15 protein-coding genes and 1 tRNA gene are annotated in these 10,870 nt (G+C 60.3%); 1 reads left to right on the top strand and 15 read right to left on the bottom strand.

The genetic code is table 11. From position 1 onward, the window contains the following. Positions 1-186: 186 nt before the first annotated feature. The 7 genes from AB6804_RS24715 to AB6804_RS24685 form a co-directional block, all read right to left on the bottom strand. A tRNA-Thr gene (locus AB6804_RS24715) sits at positions 187-262 on the bottom strand. Positions 263-280: 18 nt separating this feature from the next. Continuing rightward, positions 281-772, bottom strand: coding sequence for a ClpXP protease specificity-enhancing factor (locus AB6804_RS24710; RefSeq protein WP_370888681.1), 492 nt, complete (start codon positions 770-772; stop codon positions 281-283). Positions 773-834: 62 nt separating this feature from the next. After that, on the bottom strand, positions 835-1,446 hold the full coding sequence (locus AB6804_RS24705; protein ID WP_008344155.1) for a glutathione S-transferase N-terminal domain-containing protein: 612 nt from the start codon (positions 1,444-1,446) through the stop codon (positions 835-837). A gap of 94 nt (positions 1,447-1,540) precedes the next feature. Next, positions 1,541-2,296 carry a cytochrome c1 gene (locus AB6804_RS24700; protein WP_370888680.1) on the bottom strand — a complete coding sequence of 252 codons (756 nt, stop codon included), beginning with the start codon at positions 2,294-2,296 and terminating at the stop codon, positions 1,541-1,543. A 22-nt stretch (positions 2,297-2,318) separates the two neighbouring features. Then, entirely contained in the window at positions 2,319-3,701 is a 1,383-nt protein-coding gene (locus AB6804_RS24695; RefSeq protein ID WP_370888679.1) for a cytochrome bc complex cytochrome b subunit, read from the bottom strand. After that, complete coding sequence (petA, locus tag AB6804_RS24690) at positions 3,702-4,322, bottom strand: ubiquinol-cytochrome c reductase iron-sulfur subunit (protein WP_370888678.1); 621 nt, start codon at positions 4,320-4,322, stop codon at positions 3,702-3,704. 216 nt (positions 4,323-4,538) lie between these two features. Beyond that, the gene (locus tag AB6804_RS24685) at positions 4,539-5,285 is read right to left on the bottom strand and encodes a Nif3-like dinuclear metal center hexameric protein (protein WP_370888677.1); all 747 of its coding nucleotides are present in this window, start codon (positions 5,283-5,285) and stop codon (positions 4,539-4,541) included. Positions 5,286-5,305: 20 nt separating this feature from the next. Between AB6804_RS24685 and AB6804_RS24680 the strand changes: the two genes are divergently transcribed. Next, entirely contained in the window at positions 5,306-6,523 is a 1,218-nt protein-coding gene (locus AB6804_RS24680; RefSeq protein WP_370888676.1) for a S1C family serine protease, read from the top strand. A 119-nt stretch (positions 6,524-6,642) separates the two neighbouring features. Here AB6804_RS24680 and tatC read toward each other — a convergent pair whose 3' ends face one another. The 8 genes from tatC to hisF all read right to left on the bottom strand — a co-directional run bounded on the left by tatC (position 6,643) and on the right by hisF (position 10,798). After that, positions 6,643-7,419 (bottom strand): twin-arginine translocase subunit TatC, encoded by a 777-nt coding sequence (gene tatC / locus AB6804_RS24675; RefSeq protein WP_370888675.1) that lies wholly within the window; start codon positions 7,417-7,419, stop codon positions 6,643-6,645. A gap of 44 nt (positions 7,420-7,463) precedes the next feature. Beyond that, positions 7,464-7,994, bottom strand: coding sequence for a Sec-independent protein translocase protein TatB (gene tatB / locus AB6804_RS24670; RefSeq protein WP_370888674.1), 531 nt, complete (start codon positions 7,992-7,994; stop codon positions 7,464-7,466). 36 nt (positions 7,995-8,030) lie between these two features. Then, positions 8,031-8,264, bottom strand: coding sequence for a Sec-independent protein translocase subunit TatA (gene tatA, locus AB6804_RS24665; protein WP_244793922.1), 234 nt, complete (start codon positions 8,262-8,264; stop codon positions 8,031-8,033). 155 nt (positions 8,265-8,419) lie between these two features. Continuing rightward, the gene (locus AB6804_RS24660) at positions 8,420-8,782 is read right to left on the bottom strand and encodes a histidine triad nucleotide-binding protein (RefSeq protein ID WP_035967695.1); all 363 of its coding nucleotides are present in this window, start codon (positions 8,780-8,782) and stop codon (positions 8,420-8,422) included. Between the two features lie 34 nt (positions 8,783-8,816). Next, the gene (locus AB6804_RS24655) at positions 8,817-9,209 is read right to left on the bottom strand and encodes a hypothetical protein (protein WP_244793921.1); all 393 of its coding nucleotides are present in this window, start codon (positions 9,207-9,209) and stop codon (positions 8,817-8,819) included. 43 nt (positions 9,210-9,252) lie between these two features. Beyond that, the gene (locus AB6804_RS24650; RefSeq protein WP_035967691.1) at positions 9,253-9,621 is read right to left on the bottom strand and encodes a phosphoribosyl-ATP diphosphatase; all 369 of its coding nucleotides are present in this window, start codon (positions 9,619-9,621) and stop codon (positions 9,253-9,255) included. Continuing rightward, on the bottom strand, positions 9,618-10,022 hold the full coding sequence (gene hisI / locus AB6804_RS24645; protein ID WP_035967690.1) for a phosphoribosyl-AMP cyclohydrolase: 405 nt from the start codon (positions 10,020-10,022) through the stop codon (positions 9,618-9,620). Before hisI ends, AB6804_RS24650 begins: the two co-directional genes overlap by 4 nt. 2 nt (positions 10,023-10,024) lie before the next feature. Further along, positions 10,025-10,798 (bottom strand): imidazole glycerol phosphate synthase subunit HisF, encoded by a 774-nt coding sequence (gene hisF, locus AB6804_RS24640; protein ID WP_035967688.1) that lies wholly within the window; start codon positions 10,796-10,798, stop codon positions 10,025-10,027. Positions 10,799-10,870 lie beyond the last annotated feature (72 nt).

Raw genomic sequence — 10,870 nt, 5'->3', positions numbered from 1 at the left:
CGTCTTGCGTCGCTGCATCAGCAGCAGAGAAACGAGATTATGAACATCGTTTCGAAGTCTGTCAACAAGTTTTTGAAGCTACTCATCGACTCGCCTTTCGGCACTTCTTCCAAGACCCGAATCACATGTGATTCGCTGAAATCAAACGGGTCGTGCAAACATCGCACGACCCGCCGATATGCGTCTTGGTGCCGGCTGCAGGACTCGAACCCGCCACCTGATGATTACAAATCAACTGCTCTACCAGATGAGCTAAGCCGGCGAAGGACGAGATTCTACTTCATTTGACGACTTTGAGGTGCGATCTCGCGGGAGATTTTGCGTCGTCGTCCGCAGAACCCAGAGTCGGCCCCTCGCGATCCAGCGCACCCTCAGCATCCGATCGCTCGTCGGCCATCGATTCGGCCGGGCGCGCCTCGCGCTCGGTGGGTCGCGCAGCCTCCACTGCGGGGTGCTGCGACGGCTCGACCGGAAATGCCATGCCCTGCCCATTCTCGCGCGCGTAGATTGCGAGCACGTTCGCGACCTGGACCTCGATCTTGTGCGACTTGCCCGAGAATCGCGCGCTGAACTCGATCCATTCGTTACCCATCTGCAACTGGCTCGTCGCCTCGAAGCTGATGTTCAACACGATCTCGTCATTGCGCACGAACTGACGCGGCACGCGCGTCGCTCCATCGACCCGAACGGCGATATGCGGAGTAAAACCGTTATCCGTGCACCACTCGTAGAGCGCGCGCAGCAGATAAGGCTTGGTGGAGATTTCTTGCATCAACTTTCCTCTGCCGGAGCACGGCCGTGCAAACCCACGCCGCCGCGCTCCGCTCTCGCAAACTATCGACGCATCACCTTTTCGGAAGGCGTCAGCGCTTCAATATAGGCCGGACGGCTGAAGATCCGCTCGGCGTATTTCATCAACGGCGCAGCATTCTTCGACAACTCGATGCCGTAGTGATCCAGACGCCACAGCAGCGGGGCGATCGCCACGTCGAGCATCGAGAACTCTTCGCCCAGCATGTACTTGTTCTTCAGGAAGATCGGTGCGAGCTGGGTGAGGCGATCGCGGATCGCGCTGCGCGCCTTCTCGTGGTTCTTTTCCGCAGCCTTGCCCTTTTCGTTCTCGAGCGTGCCGACATGCACGAACAACTCTTTCTCGAAGTTCAGCAGGAACAGGCGCGCACGCGCACGCTGCACCGGGTCTGCCGGCATGAGCTGCGGATGCGGGAACCGCTCGTCGATATATTCGTTGATGATGTTCGACTCGTACAGGATCAGGTCACGCTCGACGAGGATCGGCACCTGCCCGTAAGGGTTCATCACCGCGATGTCTTCCGGCTTGTTGAACAGATCGACGTCGCGGATCTCGAAATCCATGCCCTTTTCGAACAACACCAGCCGGCAGCGCTGGGAGAACGGGCAAGTTGTGCCGGAATACAGAACCATCATGTTTTTAAAGTCCCTTCAGTAAACTCGAAGGGCCGGCGGAGGCGACTTCCTTGCGGAAGCGCCGTCGCACCGACCCACGCCGTCGATTGGCGTGCTATTTAATATCTCTCCAGTATGCCGCGTTCAGACGCCATGCGAGGAAGCTGAGGAGCGCCAGGAACAGCAGAACCCAGACGCCGAGACGTTTGCGGGTTTGCTGGGCGGGTTCGGACATCCACGAAAGGTACGACACGAGATCGGCCACAGCTGAATCATAATCCACGTTCGACAAGGCGCCAGGCGTCACCTGAGTGTAACCCACGAATCTTTTTACCTTTTCGCCGGTCCTTTCGTCCGTTTCCGTCGTGAACCGCGCGTCGCGGATGCCTTGCAGCGTCCACAGCACATGGGGCATGCCGACGTTCTCGTACACGCGATTGTTCCAGCCGGTCGGCCGCGTCGGATCGCGGTAGAAGCTGCGCATGTAGGTGTAGAGCCAGTCCCTTCCACGCGCCCTCGCCTCCACCGACAAATCCGGCGGCGACGCGCCAAACCACGCTTTCGCGTCGTCCGGGCGCATCGCAATGCTCATCGTGTTGCCAATCTTGTCCGTCGTGAACAGCAGATTGTCCTGAATTTCCTTCTGACTGATGCCGAGATCGGTCAGCCGGTTGTAGCGCATCAGGGTCGCACTGTGACAATTCAGGCAATAGTTTACAAACATTTGGGCGCCGTGCTGCAACGACGCAAAATTGTCGGCGTTATTCGGAGCGCGGTCGAGCACCGCTTCCTCTTCCGCGTGGGCCGGCGCGCCGCCGAATGAGAACATCGCGGCGGCGATCATCGCCATCGAAGAGAGCCATTTTTTCATCGCGTAGTCTCCGGACGTGAGCTCAGTGCTGTTTGTAGTTCACGCGCTCGGGCGGCGTCTTGAATCTGCCGCGCGGCGTCCAGAAAGGCATGCCCAGGAAAAACGCGAAGTAAATGAGTGCGCAAATTTGAGCGATGAGCGTCCCCGCCGGCGATGGCGGTCTCGTCCCCAGGAAGCCCAGCACGAGGAATGCGATCACGAAGATGGCGTACAGAACCTTATGGAACAGCGGCCGGTAGCGGATCGACTTGACCGGACTGCGATCGAGCCAGGGCAGGAAGAACAGCGAAACGACCGCGGTGCCCATCACCACCACGCCCCAGAATTTCGACTCGGTCAATGCCATGAATACGATCACGACGAGCGCCAGCACCGGCAGCGCGATACGCCACTTGCCGCGCGCTCGCAGCAACGCAAGCAAACCGAGCAGCGCAATCACGATCATCAGAACGATCTTGAACGGATCGGTGGTCGCGCGGAGCATCGCGTAGAACGCGGTGAAATACCAGACAGGCGCGATCTCCGGCGGCGTTTGCAGCGGATTCGCCGGTACGAAGTTATTGGCTTCGAGGAAATAACCGCCCATTTCCGGCGCGAAAAAGATAATTGCCGCGAAGATGAGCAGAAAGACGCATACACCGAAGAAGTCGTGGACCGAATAGTATGGATGGAACGGAATGCCGTCGAGCGGAACGCCATTCGCATCCTTCTTCGCCTTGATTTCGATGCCATCGGGATTATTCGATCCGACTTCATGCAGCGCGACGAGATGTGCAACGACGAGTCCGATCAGCACGAGCGGAATCGCAATCACGTGAAACGCGAAGAAGCGATTTAGCGTGACGTCCGATACCACATAATCCCCGCGAATCCACAACGACAAATCCGGACCGATGAAGGGAATCGCGGAGAAGAGATTCACGATCACCTGCGCACCCCAAAACGACATTTGCCCCCACGGCAACAAATAGCCGAAGAAGGCCTCTGCCATCAGGCACAGGAAAATAGCGCAGCCGAAGATCCAGACCAGTTCACGCGGCTTCCTGTATGAGCCGTAAATCAGGCTGCGGAACATGTGCAGATAAACGACGACGAAAAACATCGACGCGCCGGTCGAATGCATATACCGGATGAGCCAGCCCCACGGCACCTCGCGCATGATGTATTCGACCGATGCGAAAGCAAGCGTCGCATCCGGCTTGTAATTCATGACGAGAAAAATGCCCGTCACGATCTGAATGACGAGCACGAGCAATGCAAGCGAGCCGAAGAAATACCAGAAATTGAAGTTCTTCGGCGCGTAGTATTCGGAGACGTGCTTTTTCCAGCTCGCGGTTAGCGGAAACCGGCGGTCGATCCAGCCCGTCAAGCCCGTCGTTTCGACATCCTTGTCTGCGGTCGCCATTTAAGCCTCTCCCTTTTCGTCCTTGCCGATCACGAGTTGCGTCGCCGAAGTGAACATGTATGGAGGCACGTCCAGATTCTGCGGCGCTGGCTTGTTCTTGAAGACGCGGCCCGCCAGGTCATAAGTCGAGCCGTGGCATGGGCATAAAAAACCGCCCGGCCAGTTATCGGGGAGATTGGGTTGAGGCCCCTCGGTGAATCGCGGCGTCGGCGTGCAGCCAAGGTGCGTGCACACGGCGACGGTCACGAGAATGTTCTTGTGATCGGCGCGCGACCGATATTCGTTGTTGCAGTACTCCGGTAACGGCATCGAGAATTCCATCTTGGAATTCGGGTCCGCTACTTCGCTGTCAGCTTTCTTGATGTCAGCCAGCATTTCGTCGGTGCGATTGACGATCCACACCGGCCGGCCGCGCCACGCGACCGTCATCATTTCGCCGGGCTTCAGTCCGCTGATATCGACCTCGACCGGCGCGCCCGCCGCCTTGGCCTTTTCCGATGGCGCAAACGAACTGACAAAAGGAACTACGGTTGCCACACCTCCGAAACCACCTGCTACGGTCGTCGCAATCAGCCAGGTACGGCGGCCGCTGTCGACGCGGTTATCGTCCTTGTCTCGCATCACACGCCCCACTTCTGAGTTGGATTTATACCGTCACATCAGTGTTCCGCCGCTAGTGTGCGCGAATGGAGTTGCCATTTACAAGGCCCGCGCAGTAAAAATCACTCGAACTAACCGGGCCTTCCGGGTTTTCCCCACGTTTTCGCGCGTTCTAGTAAAGCAATGTTTTAAGCCAGACGCAGCCGCTCGATAAACCAAACAATCGGCGACACGCCATTAAACAGGATTATCGATATCAATGAACAAGTGTTCGATGTCGAATTCCTCCGACAGATGCGCGCCGAGCGCTTGCACGCCGTATCGCTCGGTCGCGTGATGCCCCGCTGCGATGTACGCGACGCCGGATTCCGCCGCGATGTGCATCGTCTGCTCCGAGACTTCACCGCTCACGTAGACATCCGCGCCGGCCTCGACGGCTTGCTCGAAATAGCCCTGCGCGCCGCCGGTGCACCACGCCACGCGCCGCAACTCCCGGTCGGAATCGCCCAAGACGAGCGGCTTGCGACCCAGTGCATTTTCCACCGTCGCCGTGAAGTGCTCGAGGGAAAGCGGCATCGTGAGCGGCGCGATCCAGCCGAGATCCTGATCGGCAAACCGGCCGTCCGCGATCAAACCGAACCGCGCGCCAAGCTGCGCGTTGTTGCCGAGTTCCGGATGTGAATCCAGTGGAAGATGGTACGCGAACAGATTCATGTCGTTGGCGATCAACGTGCGCAAGCGCCGATGCTTCCGTCCTGTAATCTGCGGCGCTTCGTTACGCCAAAAGTAGCCGTGATGGACCAGCACCGTGTCCGCGCCCCAGTCCAGCGCGGCTTCAAGGAATGCGAGCGAAGCCGTCACGCCGGTCGCGATTTTCTGAACGCGGCGAGTGCCTTCCACCTGTAGGCCGTTCGGGCAATAGTCCTTGAAGCGGCCGATTTCCAGCAGATTGTTCAGATACAATTCGAGTTCGATCCGATCCATGAAATCCTCTATCCCTTCAAATGCTTAGACGCTTCTGGCTGTTTTTTGCCCAAGCGGTCACCGTGCTTTTGGCTCTGATGTTTATCATCGCGACCCTGAAACCGCAGTGGCTTCAACGTCAGGGCCAGTTTGGCAAGCAACTCGCCGAGCCGATCGTCGCGTTACAGGAAGTGGCGCCGAGCATCGGTTCGCGCCCGCTTCAGTCTTCATATGCCGAGGGCGCGCAGAAGGCGATGCCCGCGGTCGTCAACGTGTTCTCCAGCAAGGACGGCAGCCTGCCGCCGGACGCGCGCTCGAAGGACCCGCTGTTCCGCTACTTCTTCGGCGACAAGAACCGGCGCAAGAGCGACGAGCCGCCTGCGTCGAATCTGGGCTCGGGCGTCATCGTCAGCTCGGAAGGCTACATTCTAACGAACCAGCATGTCGTGGACGGTGCGGACCAGATCGAAGTCGCGCTGGCGGACGGCCGCACATCGAGCGCGAAAGTGATCGGCGTCGATCCGGAAACCGATCTCGCGGTGCTGAAGATCAACATGACGAATTTGCCGACCATCACGCTCGGCCGGATGGATCAGGCGCACGTCGGCGACGTGGTGCTGGCGATCGGCAATCCGTTCGGCGTCGGGCAGACGGTGACGATGGGCATCGTCAGCGCGCTCGGCCGCAATCACCTCGGCATCAACACGTTCGAGAACTTCATCCAGACCGACGCGGCCATCAATCCAGGTAACTCGGGCGGTGCGCTCGTCGATGTGGAAGGCAACCTGCTCGGCATCAACACCGCAATCTACTCGCGAAGCGGCGGCTCGCTCGGCATCGGCTTCGCCATTCCGGTTTCGACCGCACGCAGCGTGCTGGAAAGCATTATCACGACGGGCACGGTCACGCGCGGATGGATCGGCGTCGAGCCGCAGGACGTCACGCCGGAGATTGCCGAATCGTTCGGGCTCGACCAGAAGTCGGGCGCGATCGTCGCGGGCGTACTGCAAGGCGGGCCGGCGGACCGCGCGGGCATCAAGCCGGGCGATGTCCTCGTCAGCATCAACGAGGACACGATTACCGACACCACGCGCCTGCTCAACGTCGTCGCGCAGATCAAGCCGGGCACGGCGGTGAAGGTTCACCTGATGCGCAAGAACAAGGAAATGGACGTCAGCGTGACCATCGGCAAACGGCCCGCACAGCCGCGCGCCCCGCAAATGCCCGATGAGGAGCAAGGAGATCAGGGCGACGAATAAGGCGTCGGTGGCCGAAAGCGAAAAAGGCAGCTCCGTCGAACGGAAGCTGCCTTTTTTTCGTCTGTGCGACCGCGATTGAGGAATCGGAAACCGCGACAATCTGCCGCACCGCGCTAAGCCTATTCCGCCGCCGCCTCCTCGCTTTTGACCGCTTCCTTGCCGACCACGAACCGCGCCGCAATGATCCCCGCCTCATACAGAATGACGAGCGGGATCGCGAGAATCAGTTGGGAAAACACGTCCGGCGGCGTCACCACCGCCGAGATGACGAACGCGCCGACGATCACGTAAGGGCGAATCTGCTTCAGCTTCGGAATCGACACCACGCCCATGCGCGCGAGCAACACGACGACGATCGGCACCTCGAACGTCACGCCGAACGCGATGAACATGGTCAGCACGAAGCTCAGGTAATTGTCGATATCCGTTGTCATTTCCGCGCCCAGCGGCGCGTTGTAATGCGCCATTACGCGGAAAATGGTCGGAAACACAACGAAATACGCGAAGGCCATGCCGCAGAGAAAGAGCGTATAGCTGCTGAAAACGAGCGGCCCGACGAGCTTCTTCTCATGTTGATACAGCCCCGGCGCGACAAACGCCCAGATCTGATACAGCACGATCGGCAGCGCGATGACAAAGGCCACGAGCATCGTCACCTTCATCGGCACGAAGAAGGAGCCGGTCACGTCGGTGACGATCATCTTGCCGTCGCGCGGCAGGTTCTGCATCAGCGGCCGTGCAAGCAGCTTAAAGATATCGGGCGCCCAGTACACGAGCGAGATGAATACGACGATGACCGCCGCGCCCGCGCGGATGATGCGATCGCGCAGTTCGACCAGATGCGAAATGAACGTCTCTTCGACGGGCTCGTCTTTATTTTGTTGCGGGTCGCTCACGCCGGCCCTCGGTATGGGTCATCGATGGAAGGAATGCGGCCGTATCAGAAGAATTTCGTCGGACGGCGCAGGGTGGCGGGCGTGTGCCGCGCGACACGCGCCGCGCCCGACTGCACACGCGTGCGGCGCGCGGTCGTGCGCTTGTACCAGTTCGGAACCGCGCTCTGCTTGACGCGCCAGTTCTTGCGCTTGGCAGGCGTTGACGTAGCGGCGGGCCATTGCTCGCCGGAACCGCCATCGTCCGCACCCGACGATTCCCCGCCGCCCGCGATGTTGCTTGAAACCGATGTTCCCTGATTCCACGCGTCGTTCAGTTCTGACTCGTGGCGTTTCAAGTTGTCGTGAATCGTCGTCTCGACATTCGACGCCGCCGTCTCGAACTGCGTTCGCATCTTCTTGAGCTCATCGAGCTCCATCTCGCGCGCCACCTCCGACTTGACGTCGTTGATGTACCGCTGCGCGCGGCCGAAGAGCGCGCCAGCCGTGCGCGCCACGCCGGGCAAACGCTCCGGCCCGAGCACCACCAGCGCGACGACGCCGATGAGCGCCATTTTGGTCAGACCGAGATCGAGCATTGACGAGAAAGTGAATGGTTGCGGTCAGCGGCCCGATCAGCGGTAGTCGCCGGAACGGGTCTTGTCCTTCGCTTCCACGTCGACTGCGCCGTTGCGCGGCAGTTCGCGCTGTTCCGGCGAGGCCGGGTTATCGCCTTCGCGCATGCCTTCCTTGAACCCCTTCACCGCGCCGCCCAGATCGCCGCCGATATTGCGCAGTTTCTTCGTCCCGAAGACGAGCGCCACGATCAGCAACACGATCAACCAATGCCAAATGCTCAACGAACCCATGAATGAAAACTCTCCTTAGTTCGACCGACAAGCCATTTCCGCGACGGATGCCTGACTTTGCGGCCCTGGCCGAAGCGGTGGCGCTTCGGCTCACGAATATCGATTTTCCGCGCCCAATATTGCCTTGAAAAGCCGACACGCCGATGAAAGCCGTCTCAGCCCATCCGCCGCCAAGGGCGCTCCCCGGCCAAAAGATGCGCATGAATGTGATACACCTCCTGCCCGCCGCCCGGCCCGGTGTTGATGACCGTGCGGAAACCGGTGTCGCCCCCTGTATAGGAAACGCCCAGGTCTTTTGCCAAACGGCCAACGAGATGCACCATTCTACCAAGCAACGGAGCATCGCTTTCGGAGCAGTCCGAAAGTGTTTCAATATGCTTGCGGGGGATGACCAGCACGTGAACCGGCGCGGCCGGGTTGATGTCGTTGAAGGCGACGAACTCGTCGTCCTCGTAGACCTTCGTGCTCGGAATCTGCCCGGCGGCGATCTTGCAGAAGATGCAGTTGTCTTGGCTCATGAGTATCCAATGCCCGGAGAACCGGCGTTGCCGATCAAAACCACGCGCGCGGCTCGATCGCTTTGTTTTCGTATAGAAACAGCCAGCCCTTGATGACGCGATAAAGGGTCCAGATACCGACCGCAAATAAGATTACGAAGCCGATGCCGACGAACAGCAACGCTACGCCAATGACATGCCCGAGCACCGCCCACCAGAACGTGCGTATCTGCCACGTGAAATGGGCTTCGTACGGCGTGCCGACGGTGTCGCCGCGCTTCAGGTAATTGATGATGATGGCGACCAGCACGGTCAAGCCGCCCGTCAGCCAATAAAGCGCGTAAAGCGCGTAGACGATGTGCGTCAGCGTGCGCAGCCGGCGCAGGCGATCCGCTTCGCCGGGGTCCGTGAATACGGTCGGCGGATACGGCTGATCGGGCGTTCTCATGCTTGCCTCCAACGCGTGCGCGAGAATGTGAGCGAAACTCTCGTCAGCCGCCGTTCTGTTCGCGCTCGCGCGATTTGCGCAGCGCCTTTTCCTCGATACCCGACAAGCCTTCGCGCCGCTCAAGTTCGGCGACGACGTCGGCCGGGCTCAGGTCGAAATGCGACAGCATCACGAGACAGTGGAACCACAAATCGGCGACTTCGCCGACGAGCGCACGCGGAGCGCCGCCGTGGCGCGCGTCCTTTGCGGCGAGCACGACTTCCGTCGCTTCCTCGCCGATCTTCTTCAGGATCGCGTCGTCACCTTTATGAAAGAGTCTCGAAACGTAGGATTGTTCCGGATCTCCGCCCTTGCGGCTGTCGATGACGGCGGCGAGGCGCAGCAGCGTGTCCAGCGTGTTGGCTTGCGTCATTTATAGATGCTTTCTGGGTCTTTCAGGACCGGCTCGACGGCGATCCACTCGCCGTTGTCAGCCGTTCCTTCGAATTTCTGGAAGAAACAGGAGTGGCGGCCCGTGTGACAGGCGATGCCCGAAACCTGCTCGACTTTGAGCAGCACGACGTCCTCGTCGCAATCGAGGCGCACGTCATGGACGTGTTGTACGTGCCCCGATTCCTCGCCCTTGAACCACAACCGCTGACGCGAGCGGGAAAAATACACCGCGCGCTTCAGTTCGATGGTCTTCGCAAGCGCCTCGCGATTCATCCACGCGAACATCAGGACGTCGTTCGTCGACGCCTCCTGCGCGATGACCGGGACGAGGCCGTTGGCGTCCCACTTCACCTTGTCGAGCCAGCTCGCTTGATCGGTCACGTTCAGATCCTCACCGAAATGCCTTGGTCCGCCATGAAGCGCTTCGCTTCCCCGACCGTGTGCTCGCCGTAGTGGAAGATGCTCGCCGCGAGCACCGCGTCGGCGCGACCGTCGACGATGCCGTCCGCCAAATGCTGCAAGTTGCCGACGCCGCCCGAAGCGATCACGGGCACCGGCACGGCATCCGATACGGCGCGTGTCAGCGCGAGGTCGAAGCCGGCCTTCGTGCCATCGCGATCCATGCTCGTCAGCAGAATTTCGCCCGCGCCGAGCTCGGCCATCTTGCGCGCCCATTCGATCGCGTCGATGCCCGTGGCCTTGCGGCCGCCGTGCGTGAACACTTCCCAGCGCGCCGGCTCGCCTTCCGCCGATACGCGCTTCGCGTCGATCGCGACGACGATGCACTGCGAACCGTGCTTGTCCGACGCATCGCGCACGAGTTGCGGATTCGCGACCGCCGACGAATTCATGCTGATCTTGTCCGCGCCCGCGTTGAGCAGCCGGCGGACGTCTTCGACCGCGCGCACGCCGCCGCCGACCGTCAACGGAATGAAGACCTGTGACGCGACCGCTTCGATGATCGGCAGAATGAGATCGCGTTGATCGGACGTCGCGGTAATGTCGAGGAACGTGAGTTCGTCGGCGCCCTGATCGTCATAGCGCCGCGCGATTTCGACGGGATCCCCCGCGTCGCGCAGTTCGACGAAGTTGACTCCTTTGACGACGCGGCCAGCGGTCACGTCGAGACAAGGGATGATGCGTTTTGCGAGAGCCATGTTCTTGCCACTGCCGGTTCGATACAAGTGAGGGCGGCCAGCGCCGCCCGGCGCGCTACCAAGCAATTCGCG

The sequence above is a fragment of the Caballeronia sp. RCC_10 genome, from assembly GCF_041360715.1.
Lineage (GTDB): Bacteria > Pseudomonadota > Gammaproteobacteria > Burkholderiales > Burkholderiaceae > Caballeronia > Caballeronia grimmiae.
The sequence above is the reverse complement of the archived record's forward strand: the minus strand, read 5'-3'. Positions and strand labels throughout refer to the sequence as shown.